At 68.4% G+C, this 21,621-nt stretch carries 15 protein-coding genes; 7 read left to right on the forward strand and 8 right to left on the reverse strand.

Annotation, left to right across the window (positions count from 1 at the left end):
• Positions 1 to 6: 6 nt before the first annotated feature.
• From TBIF_RS23855 to TBIF_RS16805, 7 genes are all read right to left on the reverse strand, one after another.
• A complete protein-coding gene (locus tag TBIF_RS23855) occupies positions 7 to 1,167 on the reverse strand; it encodes a DNA cytosine methyltransferase (RefSeq protein ID WP_038171667.1) in 1,161 nt (386 codons plus the stop codon).
• Positions 1,168 to 1,302: 135 nt separating this feature from the next.
• The gene (locus TBIF_RS16780; RefSeq protein ID WP_024795912.1) at positions 1,303 to 2,418 is read right to left on the reverse strand and encodes an NDMA-dependent alcohol dehydrogenase; all 1,116 of its coding nucleotides are present in this window, start codon (positions 2,416 to 2,418) and stop codon (positions 1,303 to 1,305) included.
• Positions 2,419 to 2,444: 26 nt separating this feature from the next.
• Positions 2,445 to 3,944: an aldehyde dehydrogenase family protein gene (locus TBIF_RS16785; protein ID WP_024795913.1), complete on the reverse strand. Its 1,500-nt coding sequence runs from the start codon at positions 3,942 to 3,944 to the stop codon at positions 2,445 to 2,447.
• A 110-nt stretch (positions 3,945 to 4,054) separates the two neighbouring features.
• Positions 4,055 to 5,659: a sigma-54-dependent Fis family transcriptional regulator gene (locus TBIF_RS16790; protein WP_024795914.1), complete on the reverse strand. Its 1,605-nt coding sequence runs from the start codon at positions 5,657 to 5,659 to the stop codon at positions 4,055 to 4,057.
• Between the two features lie 67 nt (positions 5,660 to 5,726).
• Positions 5,727 to 7,577, reverse strand: a complete 1,851-nt coding sequence (locus TBIF_RS16795) for a glycosyltransferase (protein ID WP_024795915.1) — start codon at positions 7,575 to 7,577, stop codon at positions 5,727 to 5,729.
• A 39-nt stretch (positions 7,578 to 7,616) separates the two neighbouring features.
• Positions 7,617 to 8,096 carry a GtrA family protein gene (locus TBIF_RS16800; protein WP_304941180.1) on the reverse strand — a complete coding sequence of 160 codons (480 nt, stop codon included), beginning with the start codon at positions 8,094 to 8,096 and terminating at the stop codon, positions 7,617 to 7,619.
• A gap of 43 nt (positions 8,097 to 8,139) precedes the next feature.
• Positions 8,140 to 10,035, reverse strand: a complete 1,896-nt coding sequence (locus TBIF_RS16805) for a DUF6541 family protein (RefSeq protein ID WP_148302306.1) — start codon at positions 10,033 to 10,035, stop codon at positions 8,140 to 8,142.
• A gap of 188 nt (positions 10,036 to 10,223) precedes the next feature.
• Between TBIF_RS16805 and TBIF_RS16810 the strand changes: the two genes are divergently transcribed.
• From TBIF_RS16810 to TBIF_RS16835, 6 genes are all read left to right on the forward strand, one after another.
• Positions 10,224 to 11,138: a serine hydrolase gene (locus tag TBIF_RS16810; RefSeq protein WP_024795918.1), complete on the forward strand. Its 915-nt coding sequence runs from the start codon at positions 10,224 to 10,226 to the stop codon at positions 11,136 to 11,138.
• Positions 11,139 to 11,201: 63 nt separating this feature from the next.
• Positions 11,202 to 12,659 (forward strand): decaprenylphosphoryl-beta-D-ribose oxidase, encoded by a 1,458-nt coding sequence (dprE1, locus tag TBIF_RS16815; RefSeq protein ID WP_024795919.1) that lies wholly within the window; start codon positions 11,202 to 11,204, stop codon positions 12,657 to 12,659.
• The gene (gene dprE2 / locus TBIF_RS16820; RefSeq protein WP_024795920.1) at positions 12,656 to 13,414 is read left to right on the forward strand and encodes a decaprenylphospho-beta-D-erythro-pentofuranosid-2-ulose 2-reductase; all 759 of its coding nucleotides are present in this window, start codon (positions 12,656 to 12,658) and stop codon (positions 13,412 to 13,414) included. Before dprE1 ends, dprE2 begins: the two co-directional genes overlap by 4 nt.
• Positions 13,415 to 13,467: 53 nt before the next feature.
• Positions 13,468 to 15,471 carry a galactan 5-O-arabinofuranosyltransferase gene (locus TBIF_RS16825; protein ID WP_051461611.1) on the forward strand — a complete coding sequence of 668 codons (2,004 nt, stop codon included), beginning with the start codon at positions 13,468 to 13,470 and terminating at the stop codon, positions 15,469 to 15,471.
• Positions 15,472 to 15,536: 65 nt separating this feature from the next.
• Positions 15,537 to 18,824 carry an arabinosyltransferase domain-containing protein gene (locus TBIF_RS16830; protein ID WP_024795922.1) on the forward strand — a complete coding sequence of 1,096 codons (3,288 nt, stop codon included), beginning with the start codon at positions 15,537 to 15,539 and terminating at the stop codon, positions 18,822 to 18,824.
• A gap of 359 nt (positions 18,825 to 19,183) precedes the next feature.
• On the forward strand, positions 19,184 to 20,518 hold the full coding sequence (locus TBIF_RS16835; protein WP_024795923.1) for a glycosyltransferase 87 family protein: 1,335 nt from the start codon (positions 19,184 to 19,186) through the stop codon (positions 20,516 to 20,518).
• 24 nt (positions 20,519 to 20,542) lie between these two features.
• Here the strand turns inward: TBIF_RS16835 and TBIF_RS16840 are convergent, their stop codons facing one another.
• Positions 20,543 to 21,076: a MarR family winged helix-turn-helix transcriptional regulator gene (locus TBIF_RS16840; protein ID WP_024795924.1), complete on the reverse strand. Its 534-nt coding sequence runs from the start codon at positions 21,074 to 21,076 to the stop codon at positions 20,543 to 20,545.
• Positions 21,077 to 21,176: 100 nt separating this feature from the next.
• On the opposite strand from TBIF_RS16840, the gene TBIF_RS16845 reads away from it, so the two are divergent.
• Positions 21,177 to 21,620: a DoxX family protein gene (locus TBIF_RS16845; RefSeq protein WP_024795925.1), complete on the forward strand. Its 444-nt coding sequence runs from the start codon at positions 21,177 to 21,179 to the stop codon at positions 21,618 to 21,620.
• Position 21,621 lies beyond the last annotated feature (1 nt).

The following is a 21,621-nucleotide window of genomic DNA, read 5'->3' on the forward strand; positions in this document are numbered from 1 at the left end:
GGCCCGTCAGCTCACGCTGGGGCGCAGCGCGGGCACCAGGTAGTGCTGGCCGATCCAACCGATGACATCCACCACCACGGCGTCCCCGAAACCGAACATCGCCTGGTTATCGGTGCGCGCCTTTGTGCGGTAGTCGCCAGCCCCCATCAGCCGCGCGTACTCGAGCGCCGTCATCCACCGCACTCGCGCGCGTCCCCGCTTGACCTCCACCAGCGCCTGCTTCGACGAGCCCCCGCCCGTGGTCCGCAGGCAGCCCGCGATGCCGTCGGCCCGGATCTCCCAGGTGGTGGCGCCGTCGCGGGTGCGGCGATAGGCGGTGCGCCAGGCCGTCGCCCCCGCGTCGCGCAGCTGTTGCAGCCGCTCGACGTGCAGCGGGCGCAGGCTCGCGGTGAACCGTTCCAGGCGCTCGGCGTCCCACCAGCGGTCATCGTCGGGCGCCATCTTCTGCACCACGGCACCCAAATCGGCGGGCCCGTCGGGCAGCTCCGGCAGCTCCATGTGGTGCATCCGCAAGTCGGCGTTCGCCTCATGCACGCCGCGCACCCACTCCGGGCGGGCGCTGGAGATCGGCGGCACGCCCAGGTGCGCACCCTTCGGCAGGTCCCCAGCGATCCCGATGACGAACATTCGCGGGCGGCTCTGCGGCACGAAGTGGCGGGCGTTGACGGCGATCACATCGCAGCTGTAGCCCAGCTCGCCCATCGTCTCGAGCGCCTCGCGCAGGTCCTTGCCGCCGTGACTGGTGGCGAAGCCATGCACGTTCTCCAGCAGCACCACGCGTGGGCGGGCCGGGCCCATCTCCCGCAGCACCCGCGCGAACTCCCAGAACATCCCGCTCTGCTCGCCGGCGAGGCCCTTGCGGTTGCCGGCCAGGCTCAGGTCGATGCAGGGGAACGACGCCGTCGCCAGCTCCACGGCCGCGGGCAGGTCCGAGCCCTGCGCGTTGCGGACATCTCCGAGGTGGAACGCCTCGGCGGACCGCGGACGGTTCGCCACATACAAGTCTTGTTTGGCCTGCTCAATATCGTTGGCCCACGCCACGTGAAAGCCCAGCGGCTCGAGCCCCGCGGCCATCAGCCCGATCCCGGCAAAGAACTCGGCGACCGCTATCGGCCCATCGACTATCCCTGCCGGGGCCGGGGCTGCGGAAGTTCTCGTCGCGGACATGGCCCCAATCGTGGCATGCCCCTCTGACAAGTTGGGCGAGGCGCCCCGTGCATAGGGCGCCACATCACATTGGCGCCGCGCGACGGGGGGTTCGCGCGGCGTCAATGCCAGGTCGGCCCTCACGGGCCGTGGTCTCTAGTTCGCGTCGTGGATGATCACGCCGCGGACGTTCTTGCCATCACGCAGGTCCTGGTAGCCCTGGTTGATGTCCTCGAGCGTGTACTGGGTGGTGACCAGCTCGTCGAGCTTGAGCTTGCCGTCGTTGTACATGCGCAGCAGCCGCAGGATGTCCCACTGCGGGTTCATCGAGCCGAACAGGCTGCCCTTAATGGTCTTCTGGTTCAGCGTCAGGTCCGCTCCGGAGACGTGGACGGTGAGCTTCGCCGGGTCGGCCAGGCCCGTGATCACCACGGTGCCGCCCTTGCCGATGATGGCGGTCGCGGCCGAGACCACGTCCTCATCGACGGTGCCGACCAGGATCAGGGCCGCGTCGGCGCCCTGGCCCCAGGTGAGCTCGTTGACCTTCTCCGCCGCCTCCGCCGCCGTGGCGAAGGCGTGCGTGGCGCCGAACTTCAGGGCCTGCTCGCGCTTCATCTGGACCGGGTCCACCGCGACAACGTACTTGCAGCCCGCGGCGACGGCACCCTGCACCGCGTTGATGCCAAGGCCGCCGATGCCGTAGATCACGGCGGTGTCGCCGGGGCGCAGGTCGCCGGCGTTGGTCGCCGTGCCCCAGCCCGACGGGACGCCGCAGCCGACGAGGACCGCGGTCTCCAGCGGCAGCCAGTCGTCGACCTTGACGACCGAGTGCTGGGAGATGGTGGCCCGCTCGGAGAACGTGCCGAGCATGCACATGGCGCCGAAGTCCAGGCCGTTGCCGTGGAAGCGGGCGGTGCCGTCGGGCATGAGGCCCTCAAGGATGGTGGCGCCCATGTCGCACAGGTTCTGCCGGCCGGTGGAGCAGTAGCGGCAGGTGCCGCAGTTCGGGATGAAGCTGCACACCACGTGGTCGCCGGGCTTGACCTTCGTGACGCCGGGGCCCACCTCCTCGATGATGCCGGAGCCCTCGTGGCCGCCGACGATCGGGTAGCGCGGTGGCAGGTCGCCGTCGATCAGGTGCAGGTCGGAGTGGCACAGGCCGGCGGCGGTGTACTTGATCAGCACTTCGCCCACGCCGGGGCCGTCCAGGTCCAACTCCATGATCTCGAAGGGCTTGTGGGCCTCGAACAACACTGCGGCTTTAGTCTTCATGGCGGTCTCCTAGTTTCTCGGTTGATCTAGAGTGCGACGTTGACGGACTTAGTGGTGGTGTAGGCGTCGAGGCCGTTGGCGCCGAGTTCACGGCCCCAGCCGGACTGCTTATAGCCGCCGAACGGCATCGCGGTGTCAAAGCCGTTGTACTGGTTGATCCACACGGAACCGGCCTTGATCTCGCGAGCGGTGCGGTGGGCCTTGGAGATGTCCTTGGTCCAGATGCCGGCGGCGAGCCCGTAGATCGAGTCGTTGGCGGCGGCCACCACCCCCTCTTCTGCGTTGAACGGCATTGCGACGACGACGGGGCCGAAGATCTCCTCCTGCACGATGCTGAACTCCGGCTTGACGTCGACGAACACCGTGGGCTCAACGAAGTAGCCGACCTCCCCCCAGCGGCCGCCGCCGGTCAGCGCGCGGGCGCCGTCGGCAATACCCGCCGCCATGTACCCGGTGACCTTGTCGAACTGCTCCTGGGAGACCAGCGGGCCCAGCTGTGTGGTGGGATCCAGGCCGGGGCCGATCTTGACCTGCGACGCCGCGTCCGCGACAGCCTGGGTGAACTTCTCGAAAATCGTGTCCTCGACGAACAGGCGCGTGCCGGCGACGCAGCTCTGGCCGTGGTTGAACAGCCAGGCGTTAAGCGAGCCCTCGACGGCGGCGTCGAAATCGGCATCCGCGAACACGATGTTGGGGCTCTTGCCGCCGAGCTCGAGGGAGACCCTCTTCAGATTGCCCTTCGACGCGTCGACGATCTTCTTGCCGACCTCGGTGGAGCCGGTGAAGGCGATCTTGTCCACATCCAGGTGGCCGGAGAGCGCCGCGCCAGCGTCGCCGAAGCCGGGCACGATGTTGACCACGCCCGGCGGCAGCCCAGCCTCCTCGAAGATCTCTGCGAGCAGCAGGGCGGTCAGCGGCGTCTGCTCGGCGGGCTTGAGAATGACGGTGTTGCCGGCGGCCAGGGCCGGGGCAAGCTTCCAGCTGGCCATCAGCAGCGGGAAGTTCCAGGGCACGATGAGCCCGCACACGCCGACCGGCTCTCGCGTGGTGTAGGCGTGGAACTGCTTATCGGGGGCGAAGGGCATCGAGACAGGGACCGTGGTGCCCTCGAGCTTGGTGGCCCAGCCGGCGTAGTAGCGGAAGACGTCCGCGGCCCAGGCGACGTCGACGGCGGTGGCGATGCCGGCGGACTTGCCGTTGTCGAGCGCCTCGAGCTGTCCGAATTCCTCGGCGCGCTCGTTGAGGAGGTCGCCGACGCGCCAGAGCATGCGCTCCCGGGCATTGGGCTTCATGTTGGCCCAGTGCCCGGCGTCGAAGGCGCGGCGGGCGGCCCGCACCGCACGGTCGATGTCCTCGGCCTCGCCGTGCGCAACCTCGGCGAGAGGCTGGCCGTCGGCCGGGTTGTAGGTGGTGAAGGTGCGGCCCGAGGCGGCGTCGACCCACTGCCCATCGATGTAGAGCTGCTTCGTCCCAGATAAAAAGCTCTGTACTGCGGGCTGCAGGCGGTGCTCGGCTACTGCGGTCATCGCGGTCTCCTACTCGGCGTTGATACTACGGCGCTTGATGTGACACACGCCATACTGCCCGCGATCCGAGAGGCTAACTGTTCAAGAACTGAACAGTGCCCCGAGATCCCTCAGCCCGAGATGTCAAGGGCGCGCAGCCGCGCATAGAGCGTGGTGCGGCTGATGCCCAGCGCCGCCGCGGCGTGGCTCTTATTGCCGCCGTGGCGCGCCAACGCGCCGATGATGGTGTGCCGCTCAGCCCGCTCCAGGTCGCTCAGGCGCGCGGCCCGCGCGCTGACGCGGTACTCCGCGGGCACGTCCTCCGGGCCCACGAGTCCCATGGTCCGCTTGGCGAGCACTCGGGCCAGCATCGCCTTGAGCTCGGTGAGGTTGCCCGGCCACGGCTGCGCCGCCAGCATGCCCAGCACGCTCTCCGGGAAGCGCAGTGAGGCCTCGCGGTCCAGCTCAGTCACGAGCCCCCGCACGATCTGCGCCAACTCGCCGCCCCTGGCGCGCAGCGGCGGCAGCTCGTAACGGTGCGCGCAGGCGGCCACGAGCATCGCCACCTCCGCGCTCAGCTCGACGCCGGCGGCGACCGTGAGCACGTGGCGCGGCCCGTCGTCGGACAGCTCCCGCTCGAGCGCCCGCGCGGCCTGCGCGTCGAGCAGGTGCGCCTGCTCGATGATCCGCACTGCGAGCCCGGCGGAGTCTTGGCCGTCGGCGATGGCCCGGGCGGCACTGGTCAGGCCGCTGCCCGACTCCCCCAGCAGCACGACCGAGCCGGCGGCGGCGCGCAGCCGGGTCAGCTCCGCCCCCACCGGATCGCGGGCCGGGCGGACGGATCCGCCGCCGCGACGGATCGGCGTCGCGGTGCGGGCCACCGGGCGCAATTGGAACAGTGCCCCGCGGCCCGAGCCCTCGACCCGCTGCGCGTCGACCAGCATCTGCTCGCCGGAGGCGAGCACCAGCGGCAGCCGCACGCCGCCCGGACCCAGGGTCTCGGCGAGGCGGCGCAGCATCGTGTGGTCCGCGGCCTCGAGCACGTCCATGGCGAGGGGATTGCTCAGCACCAGGTCCACGCCCAGCGCCGCCACCGCGACCCCCGGCTGGCGGGCGATGGCCTGGAACGCCACCATGAGCCGCCGATCCGAGACCTGCGCCCCGTCAAGCAGCCGCTGCTCGATATCGGCAACCGCCCGCACCACCAGGGGCTCGAACAGCGGGTTCGCCATCGAGGCGGAGACAGTGATGTCCAGGACCCCCTCGATCCGGCGGGTGATCGGATGCCGGATCGGATGCCCGTAACAGCTGAAGTCCTTGAGGTCCTCCGCGAAGTGCTCGGCCCCGTGGATCGCGAGCCCCCGGCCCAGTTCCAGGGCGGTGCCCAGCGCATTGGTGCCCACCCGGTCCTCGGACAGCTCGGTACCGGGCACCAGGCCGGTCCGGTCGAAGACCCGCTCCACCCGGCCCGGGTCGAAGTAGCGGTCGATGATGCGGCAATCCCTATCCGCCAGCACCATCGAGACCCCGGATCCGCGGACACGGTCGGCCAACTCGCTCAACACCGGCCGGGCCGCGTCGGAGAGCAGCACCGCAGCCGGCGCCGCGACATCCACCAGAGTCGGCACGGCAAGCCGGAGACCTGGATCCACGCCGCTCAGCCGCGAGCGCTTCCACGACATCGCGATCTCCGTGCGCAGCGCCAATCCGCCAGCCTGCGAAATATCATCCTGCATACCGTCGACTCCACCTCCGCCCCCACGTCCGCGTGATCATCATCACACTATCGGAAGGTGGCGGGGTTCAGTCGCTGCCGTACAGGCGGGCCCAGTTCCCCCGGCTCGTCAGCTCCGGGACGGCCGCGCGGAACTGTGCGCGCACGCCCGCCGCATCCGCGTGGAAGCGCTTGATGGTCTTAGCCAGCTCCACGGACAGCGACTTCGCCAGCGCGGGGTCCCGGCGGCGCAGCCGCACCCCGGTCTGGGACGCGTCGGTCACGTAGGCCTCGTCGAACAGCGAGACGTGCCACCAGTGGGCGTCCTCGTAGGCGATGGCGACGGGTCCGCGCTGCACGCGCCCGCTCAGCTGCCCCAGAGCGCGCTTTGCCAGCACCAGGTCCTCCCGACCCTCCTTGAGCTGGCCGACGGCCCGCCGGACCGGGATCGTGGTGGGCAGCTCGGAGATCGGGCTCATCTTGGTCTCGGGGTGGTGCTCGCGCTCGGCCCGTACCTTCGAGAGGGCGGCCTGGCCGCCATCGGCCAGGGTCGCCGGCCCTTCCAGGAACGCGGTGATCGCGGACAGGAGCGTGCGGGCGTAGCCGTACTGCATGGCGACGATCGCCTGCGAGACCCGCCGCGAGAGCACCTTCGCCAACGCACGCACCTCGAAGTCGCTGTGGATCGCCGCGGTGATCAGGGAGTTGCGCTGCCCGAAGAACTGCCCGAAATCGTCGCCGTCCTTCCAGTAGAAGTCCGCATGCCACACGGCGGCGCCCGGCAGGGTCACCGTCGGGAAACCGCGCGAGCCCGCGCGGATGCCGTACTCGATGTCGTCCCACTGGAAAAAATATGGCATCGGCAGGCCGATCTCCCGCACCACCGAGGCCGGAATCAGGCAGGACCACCAGGCGTTATAGGGGGCGTCGATGCGCCGCTCCTGGATGTTGTCGATAACGCTCTGATCCTGCAGGCACCACTCGTCGGCAGGCAGTCCGGCCTGCAACTCCGGCAGGTCCACGGACTCCGCCGAGACCAGCAGGTAGTCCGGGTTGTAGAGATACAGCATCTGCGCGCCGATAAGGGTGGGCGTCATGGCGTGGTTCGCGAGGGCCGTCATACGCAGGATCGTCTCGGGCTCCACGCGCACGTCGTCGTCCATCAGGAGCACGTTCGCGTCGGCTGTGCCCGCGGTGACCTCGAACATGCCGCGGCTGAAGCCGCCCGCCCCGCCCAGGTTGGCCTGCCGCAGATAGTGCAACTTCGCACCCAGCGAGTCCGCCGCGTCCTGGTACACCGGGCGGGTCTGCACCAGGTCCGTGCCCTGGTCGGTGACGTAGACCGTGTCGATGATGCCGAGCACCTCGGAGTCCGAGGCCAGCGCGGCGACGGTGTTGGCGCAGTCGTCGGCGCGATTGTAGGTGCAGATGGCGATCGCGGTCGGCCGGCCGGCGCCGGCGCCGTCGGCGCTCCAGCGGACCTCGTCGAAGGTCAGCGGGCCGTCGATGGCCCGGAACTCGAGCCACATCGCGCCGCCGTCGAGGAACTTGTCGATGGGCGCGTCGAGAGTGACGGTCTGGGGGCCGCTGTCACCATCGCCGCCGCCGACATGCGCGACGGCGATGGTGCGCACATGGCTGCCGATATCGGAGGCCCGCACGCGGATCACGCCCTCCGCAAGTCCCACTCCCTCTGGCCCGCTCACCCGCACGCTGACCTGCACCGAGCCGACGGTCGACCAGCGCTGCCAGTAGGACGCCTCGAAGCGCCCGAAGTAGGCGTTGGTGTGCACGATCGCCCCGGCCTGCAGCGCGATGGACCCGCGGCGACGCAGCACCACGCCCGTCTCGATCTTGCAGTACAGATCCTCGCTGGCCCAGCTGGCGGGTCCCGCGAACAGCGTGCGCTGGATCAGGCTGCGGCCTAGACGCGAATTCACCTTTGATCGACTCCCTGCATTATTTTGACCACGACCGGGTTAATCAAGTTTGAAGATAATCCTGCGCTGGACCACGAAGTTAATTACGGTGGCAGCCCCCTGCGCGATGACGAAGGCGACCAGCACGTTCAGGTCCGTGTCCGGCAGCACCTCGTAGAGCACGGTGTTGATGCCCACCTGCACCCCGAAGGTCACCGCGTAGAGCGCGACGACGGCGGCGAAGCGGGTCCGGCTTGGCGGCGCCTGGAACGTCCAGCGGCGATTGATCAGGTAGGCGGTGGTGGTGCCGGCGATGAAGCCGATGGACTTCGCCAGCCGCACGTCCATCCCGTTGGAGAGCAGCAGGATGTAGAGCCCGAAGTCCACGACGGCCGACAGTCCGCCGGTCACCAAGAAGCGGATGATCTGCGTCTTCAGCCCCAGATCCGGGGAGCCCACGTTCTCCGTCACGGGTATCTCAACCGGCAGCGGGTACTCATGCGGCTCTACGCGCTCGCCGTCGGGGCTGGATACAGACACCGTGGAAGGGTAGCTGGGTATCGCACGGCCAGCACAGGCGCCGCTACCGCACCAGGCGGTAGATGACCGTCCTGTCGTTGACGATCACCGGCTCGAAGGCGGGGTTCTCCGCGATTCCGGCGAAGCCCGGGGGTTTGGGCATCCCGCCGACGCTGCCCTCGCCCACCACGAGCCAGCGCACGTCGAGACGCTCGACGATATCCGCCATGTAGGGGTTGTGCCCATAGGAGTGGATGTCCGCGTACAGGTCCATCCGGTCTTGGCCGAGGGTGCCCACCGGGTCCTCCCCCAACGGCCCGGGCACCAGGATCGGCAGCGTCTCGAGGGTGTACATCCACGGGGAGCCGTCATAGGGATCGTTCATGATGGCGCCGCCGTCGTACAGCTCCGCGAGTTGCGCGTAGGCCGCCGCCTCCTCGGGGTAGACGGTGACGCCCTCCTGGAAGTTCCGTGCCAGCATCTGGACCCCGCGGGGCGCGTAGAAGGCCGCGGAGATCGCGGCGAGGGCCACCACCGCGACGACGCCGACCCAGCGCACGTCGAGCCTGCCCCGGCCCAGAAGGTTCCGGCCCAGACGCGCCACCACCTTCACCAGGACCACCACTCCGCAGGCGACAATCGGCGCCAGCATGACGGCGTACAGGCCAAGGAACCGCATGGCATCGTTCCACCACAGCGAGGTCAGGGTTTGCACATATGGCGCGTCCGAGGCGGCCGCGATCACGAATAGCCAGCCGATCGCCGCCGCGCCGATAACCAGCGGCCGCAGCTCTCGCCGCCGCCCGAGCGCCCACAGACCCGCCACTGCCAGCGCGAACAGCAGCCATTGCGGCGCCACATACGTGCGCATGCCGAGCAGTTGGGCCGCCGCCTCCCCGAATGTCGCCTCGGCCGGCCAGTCGAAGTTGTTCATCACGGACTTCGACGCGGTGTCGACGCTGGGCAGGGTGAGCGCCACCGCCCCCAGCCCGGCCAGGAGCACCGTGACCAGACTGCGCGGGGTCCGGGTCCGACCGCCCCACAGCAGCCAGCACACCCCGATGATCGCGATCAGGATCAGTGCCATCGCCGCGATCGACGGGTGTGTCACATAGAGGCCCGACATGCCCAGCGCCGCGGCGAGGACCAGCGGCGCGGACGGCCGCCGCAGCAGCGCGAACACCACCGCGAGGACGCCCGGCATAGCCGCGGCCCCCAGCGCGAACGGCGAGAGCGGGCCATGCGCAGCCTGCAGCACCGGGAACGCGGAGAAGCTGGCGGCGAGCACCGCCGCGGCGGACAACGCGAGGGGTCGCGGGTCGATGCGCGAGACCAGCGCCACCGTGGCGAAGATGAAGACGATGGCCGTGGCCGTGACCATAGCGTTGAGCGCCCCGGGCATCGACTGGCCGGGCACGTGCAGCACCAGCGCTGTCAGCGCGTGGAAGGCGTCCGGATAGTAGAAGGCGGCGTTGCCCGGCGCCGCCGCGTCGGCCAACGCGAACGGGCTCGCGTCGCCGCTTTGCTCGATCAGCCGCGAAGCCGTGCCGTGCAGCAGGGCGTCCCAGCCCTGCGGGATCCTGGTCAGGCCGCGCGTGGCGGTGAGCATGATCGTCACGGCGATGGCCGACGCGGCCGCGATCGCGAGGGCTACCGGCACGCGGCCCACATGTGCGGGCTCGTGGGGATATAGCCCCGGCCAGCGCCAACGGAGCAGCCACGTGCTGCCCGCGAGCACCGCGCACACCGCTGCGACGCCGGCGAGGACGGGGATCGGCGCCCAGGTGATGCCGAGTCCCGAGTAGCTGATCGCGGCCAATCCGGTGAACCCCAGCGTCAGCGCGGGAGCGACCCCCCACAGCAGGCGGCCACGCAACCCCAACGACCAGCCCAGCGCCGCACCGGGCAGGAAGAGCACGCACACCGCCACGAGCACGGCCGGCACACCAAAAATTAGCACCGCGATATAGTCTCACGCTGGCCTGAACAGGGAATTCCGAGTCCATGGCCCCCTTCGCCATCTACCCCCGCTGACCCCAACCCCGCTCGGCACCCATGATCGGCGCGCACAGCGCACAATGAATGCCGCGCAGCACCCCGCCACACCGAACTACCGCCAGCACCTGGCGCCTTCAGATGAGGACCTCCATGACCCCCCAGCATCGCGGCAGGATTGCCCGCCGCCTGCGGACTCTCCCCGTACACACCCGGTCACAGCGGCCGGCCCTGCTGCTGGGCTGCGGACTGTTGGCGGGCGTGCTGCTGCTGTCCGGCTGCCACAATCCCGAGGTCCCGGCCGCCAAGGCGACGTCCATCGCACAGGTTGACGGCGCGATCAATCCGGCCCAGGTGTCCGCACTGTCCGCGGACTTCGACGCGCTCCGGTCGGGCCTCGATGGCGAGGTCTCGATCGCCATCGCGCCGGTGGGCCACGGCGGCGAGGTCCTCTCCTTCGGCGACGACATCGAGGACGTCGCCTGGTCGACCATGAAGGTGCCGCTGTCCATCGCCGCGCTGCGCGAGAACGGCGACTCGGTGCTGGACCTGGTCGAGAGCGCCATCGTCTATTCCGACAACGACGCCACCTGGACGCTCTGGACACTGCTCGGCGACGACATGGACACCTGGATCGACAAGTTCGACCAGGCGCTTCGCGACGGCGGGGACGAGGTCACCGTGTTCGAGACGGACCGCCTACACTCGGGCGGCCCCAGCTACGGGGAGAGCCTGTGGGACGACGCGGACCAGGTCCGGTTCGCCGCCGGCCTGCCGTGCCTGGCCGACGCCGGTCCGGTTCTCGAGTTCATGGGCCAGATCGACGAGGAGCAGCGGTGGGGCCTGGGCACCATCGAGGGCGCACGATTCAAGGGCGGTTGGGGCCCCGGTGAACCGGACTTCCTGACCCGGCAGTTCGGCATCATCGACACGCCGAACGGGCAGACCGCGGTCGCGATCACCGCGGTGGCCACCTCCGGCAGCCTCGAGGACGGGAACGCGATGCTGGACGAGATCGCGAAGTGGATCGTCGCGCATCTGGAACAACTGCCTGCCGGAACCTGCTGATTCGGGCCAGATCACACCCTCGTCGAGTGTCCGACATCTAACTTCGCGGTAACCTTTCCCTCGATGTCTAACTCCGCTGACAGCAGCACCAACGAGACACGCCCGGCGCCGGCGACAACCCTGCCGACCACGGCCCAGACTCTGACCGGCTGGGGCCGCACCGCGCCGTCTGTGGCACAGGTCCTGCGCACCCCCGACGTCGAGCTGATCGCCCGGGCCGTCGCCGAGGTCGCCGAGCGCAACGACGCCAAGCCGGCGCACCTGCGCCGCGGCGTCATCGCCCGCGGCCTGGGCCGCTCCTATGGCGACCCCTCCCAGAACGCCGGCGGGCTCGTCATCGACATGACGGCGCTGAACCGCATCCACCGCACCGACCGCGACTCCGCCCTGGTCGAGGTCGACGCCGGCGTCACCCTCGATCAGCTGATGAAGGCCGCGCTGCCGTTCGGCCTGTGGGTCCCCGTGCTGCCCGGCACCCGCCAGGTCACCATCGGCGGGGCCATCGGCTCCGACATCCACGGCAAGAACCACCACAGCGCTGGCAGCTTCGGCAACCACGTGACGTCCCTAGACCTGCTCACCGCCGACGGCACGGTCCGCAAACTGACCCCGCGCGGCGGCAAGAACGACCCGAAGGGCGCGCTGTTCTGGGCCACCGTCGGCGGCATGGGCCTGACCGGCATCATCCTGCGCGCGACGATCAAGATGACGCCCACCGAGACCGCGTACTTCATCGCCGACGGCGACCGCACCAACAGCCTCGACGAGACCATCGCCCTGCACAGCGACGGCAGCGAGAACCACTACGACTATTCATCGGCCTGGTTCGACGCCATCGCGCCCGCGCCGAAGCTCGGCCGCGCCGCCGTCTCCCGCGGCTCCCTCGCCAAGCTGGACCAGCTGCCCAAGAAGCTGCAGAAGGATCCGCTCAAGTTCGACGCGCCGACGTTGCTGACGCTGCCCGACGTGTTCCCGAACGGCCTGGCCAACAAGCTGACCTTCGGCGCGCTGGGCGAGCTGTGGTTCCAGAAGTCCGGCAACTACCGCAACAAGGTCCAGAACCTGACGCAGTTCTACCACCCCCTCGACCTGTTCGGGGAGTGGAACCGCGCCTACGGCTCCAAGGGCTTCCTGCAGTACCAGTTCATCGTGCCGGTCGAGGCCGTCGAGGAGTTCAAGCAGATCATCCGGGATATCCAGGCGTCGGGGCACTACTCGTTCCTCAACGTGTTCAAGCTGTTCGGCGAGGGCAACAAGGGCCCGCTGAGCTTCCCGATCCCGGGCTGGAACATCTGCGTGGACTTCGCCATCAAGCCGGGGCTGCACGAGTTCGTCACCGAACTGGACCGCCGCGTGCTCGAGTTCGGCGGCCGGCTCTACCTGGCGAAGGAGTCCCGCACCTCCGCGGAGACCTTCCACGCCATGTACCCACGCATCGACGAGTGGATCTCGGTGCGGCGCGAAGTGGACCCCACCGGGGTCTTTATGTCCGATATGGCCAGAAGGTTGGAACTCAAGTGATCGATGCCGTGGGAAACCCCAAGTCGCTGCTGCTGCTGGGCGGCTGCTCCGAGATCGCGCTCGCGATCGCCGAGCGCTACCTCGCCAGCGCCCCGCTGCGCGTGGTGCTCGCCGCCCGCCCGGCTGAGCCGCGCGAGGAGACGGCCGCCGCGCTGCGCGCCAAGGGCGCCCTCGATGTGCAGATCGTCGACTTCGACGCCCTGGACTTCGACTCGCACCCGAAGATGATGGCCGAGGCGTTCTCCCAGGGCGACGTCGATGTGGCCGTCGTGGCCTTCGCCCTCGACGACGATGCCGAGGCGCTCTGGCAGGACCAGGGCAAGGCCGTCCGCGTCGCGCAGGTCAACTACACCGCGTCCGTCTCCGTCGGCGTCCTGCTCGGCGAGCACATGCGCGCGCAGGGCCACGGCCGCATCATCGCGATGTCGTCGGTCGCCGGCGAGCGCGTCAAGCGCGCCAACTTCGTCTACGGCTCCACCAAGGCGGGCCTCGATGGCTTCTACCTTGGCTTGGGCGAAGCCCTCAACCCGTTCGGCGTCCAGATCACCGTGGTGCGCCCCGGCATGGTCCGCACCCAGTTCAGCGCGCACGTCGACGAGGCGCCGCTGACCGTGAACAAGGAGGACGTGGCCCGCATGGCCGTCGCCGCCTCCGCCAAGGGCAAAGAGATCGTGTGGGCGCCCGGTCCCTTCCGCTACGTGATGATGGTGCTGCGCCACGTGCCGCGAAAGATCTTCCGCAAGCTGCCGGTATAACGGTGGCAGGGGATGTCGCGGCCCAGCACCTGACGCCCGGGCCCGTCCGCGCCATGCGGGGGACGCTGCTGGAGCTGGTCGCCGCGCTCATCGTGTCGGGGGTCGTGGCTGTCGCCGGGTTGGCGCTGATCGATCGCACCAGCCTGCCGGCCTTCACCACCTCCCATGTGGCGCGCTCGCTGACCACGGTCGGCCAGGTCGTCGCCGTCGCGGTGATCATCGCCGCCATCGCCCTGCTGCGCAGGGATAAGGACAGCCGCTGGGGCAAGACACTCTCCTGGGCGGGCCTGTCCGGCTTCGCCACCGTCACCCTCGCGATGCCCCTATCCGCCACCAAGCTCTACCTCTTCGGGATCTCCGTGGACCAAGAGTTCCGCACCCAGTTCTTCACCCGCATGACGGCCACCCCACGTCTGCAGGACATGAACTACGCGGATCTCCCCTCGTACTATCCCGCCGGCTGGTTCTGGTTCGGCGGCCGCTCCGCCGACCTGCTCGGCATGCCGGGCTGGGAGATGTACAAGCCGTACGCGATCGCGACCCTCGCGCTCGCCATCGTCGCCTCGACCGTGCTGTGGTCAAGGCTCGTGCGCGCCGACTTGGCCGTCGTCGTCGGCCTGGCGCAGGGCGCGATCGCGCTGGCCTACGGCTCCCCCGAGCCGTACGGGGCCATCGTCGCGCTCCTGCTGCCGCCAGTGCTGGTCCTAGCCTGGTCCGGGCTGCGCCGCAGCGCCGCCCAATCGCGCTCCGGGCCGGGCGCCACTCAGGACCCCACCAGCCACCTGTCACTGCTCGCCGCGGGCCATCCCATCGAGCGCGCCGAGGGCCGCTGGCCCGCCATCGTCGGCGTCGGCATCTTCCTTGGCCTGTCCGCGACCATCTACACCCTGTACACGGGACTGGCCGCGTTCACCGTGGTGCTGATGGCCGCGACCGTGATCATCCTCGCGATGCGGTCGCACGTGCAGGAGACCGGCGACCGCCGCTTGAGCGCCGCCACCCTGCGCGCCGCGGTCGTCCCCCTGATCCGCCTGGCCGTGATCACCGTGATCGCGTGCGCGATCGCGCTCGTCGTGTGGTCCCCGTACCTGATCGCCGCAGCCAGCAAGCCCAGCGAGGCCGCCACCGCGATGCGCTACCTACCGGAGTCCGGTTCAGCGCTGCCCCTGCCGATGCTGCACCTGAACCTCATCGGCATCCTCTGCGCCATCGGCTTCCTGTGGATCCTGACCCGCGCCCGCAACTCCGTCCGAGCACAGGCGTTCGGCGTCGGCGTCGTGTCCATCTATCTGTGGAGCCTGCTGTCGATGGCGTTCACGGTGATTGGCACCACCCTGCTGGGCTTCCGCTTGGAGCCGGTGCTGCTGCTGCTCCTCGGTGTCGCCGGCGTGTTCGGGGTGTTCGACGTCGCCTCCTGGGCGGTGCGCCGCGCCCAGCTCTACCAGGTGGCCGACGTCGCCCGGGTCCGCTCGCGGCAGGTGCGCGTCACCGTGATCGCCATCGGCGTCATCGCCGCGCTCTCGTTCATCCAGGGCATCCCGCGCGTGCTGGCCACCGAGATCTCCACCGCCTACAGCGACACCGATGGCAACGGCCAGCGTGCGGACCGCTACGCGCCGGGCGCGGCCAGCTACTTCGCGGAGGTCGACGAGGCCATCCGCACGCAGGTGGCCACCCCCGTCTCGGACACCGTGGTCCTGACGACGGACTTCAGCTTCCTCAGCTTCAACCCCTACCTCGGCTTCCAGGCGCTGACCTCCCATTATGCGAACCCGCTCGGCCTGTTCAACGCCCGCTCCGCCGCCATCAACGACTGGAGCAAGTCGACTGACGCCGCGGATCTGATCCGCCAACTCGACGCCTCCCCGTGGCGGGCCCCGCAGGCCTTCGTCTTCCGCACCACGGACGACGCGTACACGCTGCGACTGTCCGCCGACGTCTACCCGAACAACCCGAACGTGAAGTTGTACACGGTAGCCTTCCCGAAGAAACTATTCGATAGTCCAGAATTCTCGACCGAGAATATTGGACCGTTTACAGTGATCGTCCGAAAGTGACGTGACCGGACCTCCATTCGACCGGAAGACGCCCTTCCCATTCGAGCCGACTAGCATCACAGGACGTGCCCCCAGCCGTGACTGATACAACTTCGCCGCCTCCAGCCGAGAAGCCTGCAACGAAGCCCACTGGGCCAGGCCACCTCCGCAACGCCCGCATCATCGCCGTGGTCACTGGCCTGCTCGGGTTCCTCCTGGCCATCCTGACGCCGATCCTGCCGGTCACGCAGACGACGGCCCAGCTGAACTGGCCGCAGGACGGCACACTGAACGCGGTCAGCGCCCCGTTCGTCGGCTACCAGCCGACGAGCCTGCAGGCGTCGATTCCGTGCTCGGCGATCGCGTCGCTCGCAGACACCGGCGGCTCGGTGCTGCTGTCCACGGCCCCGGATTCCGCGGGCGAGGCCGCCCACCAGCGCGGGCTGTTCGCGACCATCCAGGACGGCCACGTCGAGGTCCGCTCCCGCAACTCGCTGATCGCCCGCGTGGCCCTGGCCGATGTGACCGCGCCCGGCGCGTGCAGCAGCTTGGACATCTCGTCGACGCCGGAGATGACGTCGGCCGTGTTCAACGGCTTGCTCAACGGCGACGGCAACGTCATCGGCGGCTGGAATGAGAACGACCAACGTCCGCAGATCGTCGGCGTCTACACCGACATCACCGGCGTAAGCGGCACCGACGCGGCCCCGGCCGGCCTCTCCTTCACCGCTGAGGTCGACTCCCGCTACTCCACCTCGCCGACCCTGATCAAGGGCCTGGCGATGATCTTCGCGGTCATCCTCACGCTCAGCTCGCTGATCACGCTCAGCCGGCTCGACCGCACCGACACCCGCAAGCACCGCAGGTTCCTGCCGCAGCGCTGGTGGACGTTTGGGCTCAAGGACGGCGTCGTCATCGGCGTGTTGACGATTTGGCACTTCATCGGCGCGAACACCGCCGACGACGGCTACATCATGACCATGGCCCGCACTGCCGAGGGCAGCGGATATCTATCGAACTACTACCGCTGGTTTGCCGCCCCCGAGGCGCCGTTCGGCATGTCGTACTACATGTTCACGGGCCTCTCGCACATCAGCACCGCCAGCCCACTGCTGCGCCTACCGGCCCTGATCGCCGGCATCTTGACCTGGATGGTCATCAGCCGCGAGGTCATCCCCCGCTTCGGCCGCCTCGCCCGCAGCAAGAGCCTCATTGGCTGGACCGCCGGACTGGTGTTCCTGGCGTTCTGGCTGCCGTTCAACAACGGTCTGCGACCCGAGCCCTATATTGCCCTCGGCGCGCTGCTCACCTGGTGCTCCGTCGAGCGCGCGATCGCGACCCGACGGCTGCTGCCCATCGCGGCCGCCTTCATGATCGCCGGGTTCACCCTGTCAGTGGGCCCCACGGGCACCATCTGTGTGGCCGCGATCATCGCCGGCTCGCGCCCGATGCTGCAGGTGATCATCGCGCGCGCCAAGCAGATCGGTTGGGCGGCGACGCTCGCGCCGCTGCTGGCGTCCGGCACCCTGGTGCTGGTCCTCGTCTTCGGCGACAGCACCCTAAAGTCGGTCCTGCAGGCGACGACCATGAAGACCGACCTCGGCCCGTCCGAGGAGTGGTACATGGAGTACCTGCGCTACGAGACGCTGATGGCGTTCTCGCCCGACGGCTCCAATGCCCGACGCTTCGCCGTCTTCTCCATGATCCTGTGCCTGCTCACGTGTGCCGCCATGCTCTACCGCAAGGGCCGTATCCCCGGCGTCGCGCTCGGGCCCAGCCGCCGCATTGTGGGCATTACCGCCATGTCGATGGCGCTCATGATGTTCAACCCCACCAAGTGGAGCCACCACTTCGGTGTCTACGCCGGGCTGGCGGGCGCGCTGGCCGCATTGACAGCGATAGCGGTGACCTCGTCGGCGCTGCGGGCCGGGCGCAACCGTGCGCTATTCACCGCCGCGTTGATGTTCGTGATGGCGCTCTCGTTCGAGTCCTCCAACAGCTGGTGGTATGTCTCCAACTACGGCATCCCGTTCGGTGGCAAGAGGCCGGAGTTCGCCGGCATCGCAGTGGCGAACGTATTCCTCGGCCTCATGCTGCTGTCCCTGGCCTTGGCGCTGTACCTCCATTACCGCGAGCCGTACACAGACAGCAACGGGGTCAAGCAGTCCGCCCTCGGTAAGCGCATCACCGGGTTCGTCGCCGCGCCGCTGACGATCATGGCCGGAATGATGGTGGTCATCGAGGTCTCCACCATGGCGATGGGCATGGCCAACCAGTGGCCCGCCTACTCGGTGGGCAAGGGCAACCTCAAGGCCCTCATCGGGCAGCCCTGCGCCCAGGGGGATGAGATCGTGCTCGAGCCCAACGCCAACCTCGGCATGCTCACGCCCATTGGCGCCACCCCGGCGGACGCGCTCACCAGCACCGTCGGCAGCAATTTCGGCCCCGGCGGCATCCCCGTCGACCTGAGCTCCGAGCAGTCGTACGTCGAGCCCGGCGTCGTCGGCACCGGCGCCTCATCCAACACCCGCTCCAACAGTGCGGGCACGGGCGGCGGCACCATCGCGGAGCCGGGCCTCAACGGCTCCCACGCCAAGCTCCCCTTCGGCCTGGACCCAGCGACCACCCCGGTGGTCGGCAGCTTCCAGTCCGGCGAACAGCTCACCGCCAGCTCGATCTCGTCCTGGTACCAGCTGCCAGAGCGCACCGCGGCCAACGACCAGCTCTTGGTCGTCACCGCCGCCGGCCGGATCAACGACGGCACCCTGCGGGTGGAGTTCGGCCGCGAGGAGGCCGGCGACTTCGTGCCGCTGTCCAGCTCGGGGCTCGTCGACATCGGACCGTTCCCGTCCTGGCGAAACCTGCGCCTGCCGCTCTCCGAGGCGCCCGCCGACGCCACCGCCGTGCGTATCCACGCCTGGGACGATGACCCCGGCCTCAACGAGTGGCTGGCGTTCACGCCCCCCCGAGTGGCGCAGCTGCAGACGGTGCAGGAGTACATCGGCTCCGACGCGCCCGTGCTGCTCGACTGGGCAGTGTCCCTGGCGTTCCCGTGCCAGCGTCCCTTCGGGCATGTCAACGGAGTCGCGGAGATCCCCGAGTTCCGCATCCTGCCGGACCGCGGGCTCGCCGTCAGCTCCACGAACACCTGGCAGGACGATATCGGCGGCGGCCCGCTGGGCTGGACCTCGCTGTTGCTGCGCGCCGAGACCGTCCCGAGCTACCAGCTCAACGACTGGGACCGCGACTGGGGCTCCATCGAGCGGTACAGCCCGCAGGTGCCGGACAGCGAGCTCGCGCAGCTGGAGCTTGGTGACCAGACCCGCTCCGGGCTCTGGTCGCCGGGTTCGATCAAGCACGCGTATAGCAAGTAGCACACCAGAGGGTGTGCCAGCCCTCGGTATACCGAGGGCTGGCACACGGCCGATCCGCGCGCCACAGAACCTGACCCGCATATTTTTGCGACCGCATTCGCCGTAGTAGCGCGGCACCAACGAGAATGCCAACGTATTCATCGGCTATTTCTACCCCCAGGGCACGAATTTCAATGAGGGCGGATTAATTGCCGGTATAGCGATATAAGCCGCCAGTTTTTGTTGACCATTCGCGGTCATTCCCCACTGTCCGTTGACGCAAAAACGAAGCCGCGGACTGACTTTCCGATTTTGCACCGCAGTCGAACGCGACCCGAGGCAATGCATACCCGACCCGTGGCAATATAATCGACTCAACCATGACAAAGCCCAGGATGATGTGCCGCATACTGACCTGGCCTGTCTTCATCGTGGGCCTGGCCACCGGGTTGCTGAACGCGCTGTACTGGACCAGCCGCCAGCAACCTGATGACTGGTCTTCTCTGTGGATCGCCGGCTTGCTGGTACGCCAGGGGAAGACTGGACATCTCTACGATCATGATCCCGTGGACTTCGCCGCATGGGCGGGACCGGCATGGGACGAGCTCGTCACCGCTGGCACAGCCTCGGCAGCGCCCCATCCCTTTGTCCACATTCCAGGGGTGGCCTACGCCGTTGCGCCACTTACCGACCTGCTTAGCTTCGACAGCTCCGCTATCGTTCTGACAGTGGTGAGTGGATTTTGCCTCCCGGTACTCATCAGCGCCTCGTGGGTCCTCTGGTCACGGCAATCCATCCCCTTCACATTCCTGGTCATCGCGACAATTGCCGGGTGGTATTCCAACGCGTTTCAATCCGCCTCCTGGCTTGGACAAACCACCCCCATCATCGTCTGCATCACAATATGCGCTGTTGCATGCGCCAGTTATCGTCCCATCACAGGCGGCATACTGCTCGGAATCGTCGGAGCAGTGAAGCTGACTCCACTCGGACTCATTCCGCTCATGCTGTTTTTCCCCCGGTACCGCCGCAGCGGCATCATCGCGACCATAACCGCGGGAGCTGCGGCCTTGGCTTCCCTGATCCTCGGGGGACGAGAGCTGTTCAGCACATGGTTAGCCACCCTTAGCAGGGTCTCGTCGAGTGTGGTCGTCACTTCGGCGAACAGATCATTCGCTGCGATGGTCCTCCAGGACACACCGCCGGACGGCTCGGTAGCCCCGGTAGTCACCGACGCGCCAACGATTGTCACCATGGCGCCGGTGCTAGTCGCCTGCCTGCTTTTCGTGTGCCTCGCCGCGGCTGCCTGGCACAATCGAGCTGTTGCCGCACCTGCAGTACTTGTGGGGGCCTACGCGATCGCCACGGCCGCTTCAGGGATTCTCTGGTCCCACTACATGCTGGTGTGCATCCCACTGGTCATCGGCATCATTGTTTTGGCCCAGCGGCTACCCGCGCCTGCGAGAGCAGTCGTCACCGTGTTCTGCGCTGCCGCCGCTCTGTTCCTGTATTCGCCGCTCAACGAGAGCGTCGGCACCCCCGGCTATCTCGCAGGACTCGCGCTTCCCTGGGGCGACCTCGCTGCGTTGGTCACCCTGATCATCATCCTCATCGCTGTGGTCGCGGCGACAGCAACCCCGGGGGTCGCACGCAGCTTCTCCAAACCCTCAAAGGATGTGGACAACACCGCCGGCAGGCACGCCGCTGGCGGTTGACCAGCAGCGGTGGCTGGTGGTTGGCTAGTCGGTCGGATCAGCGGCACCCGTGCTGGCTGCGCGGCCCTCCCCCGCCAGGCCCGCCAGCCCACCCCGGCCCGCAGCGTCATTGAGGCGCTGGCCGATTTGGGCCAGGAGCACGATCTGCTCGCGATCGAGGGGATCGATCGTCAGCGAGCGCACGTGCTCCACATAGCCGGGGGCGGTCGCGACCACCTTGGCGTAGCCGTCGTCGGTGAGCACCGCGTAGGTGGCACGCCGGTCGTCGGGGCAGCGCTCACGGGTGACCCAGCCACGCTGCTCCAGCCGCCGCACCACGTGGGAGAGCCGGGACAGCGAGCCGTTGGCCAGGCCGGCGAGCACGCTCATCCGGAGACGCCGGTCGGCGCTCTCGGACAGCGACGCGAGGACCTCGTACTCGAAGTGCGTGATGCCGTCCTCGCGCAGCAGCCGGGCATCCAACTCCGCGGGCACCCACGACAAAATCCGGGCCACCTGCAGCCACGCGTCGAGCTCTTGTCCGTCCAGCCACCGCGTCGATGCGCCTTCACCAGTCATGACCGAAGAATACGGCCCATATGTTGACACATCAACAACACGTCCCATAAGTTATGAGTTGACGCATCAAGCATTGCCCACTCAATCGATTGGACTGACCATGAGCTACCCCCTGTACCGCGACCTCGGCCTGTTGCTCGCCCGCGTCGGGCTCGGCGCGGTATTCCTGGCCCATGGCTTGCAAAAGCTCAACGTGTGGGGCCTCGACGGCACCACCGCGGCCTTCGAATCGATGGGTGTGCCCGCCGCGGGCGTAACCGCATTCCTCGTCATGTGGCTGGAGGTCCTCGGTGGGATCGCGCTGATCATCGGGCTGCTCACACCGGTCATCGGCGCGCTGTTCGTGCTGGACATGGCCGGGGCCATCGTCTTCACACACTTCGAGAACGGCCTGTGGGTCGGCGACGGCGGCTACGAGCTGGTGCTGGTGCTCGGCCTCGCGGCCCTGATGCTCGCAGTGGTCGGCGCCGGCCGGATCAGCGTGGACGGCCTGCTGGGCAAGCGCGTGTCCTGGCTGGCGCCGCGGGCGCTGGCCTCCGCGTAGA

Origin of the sequence: Tomitella biformata AHU 1821, assembly GCF_000524475.1 — a bacterium.
Taxonomy (GTDB): Bacteria; Actinomycetota; Actinomycetes; order Mycobacteriales; family Mycobacteriaceae; genus Tomitella; species Tomitella biformata.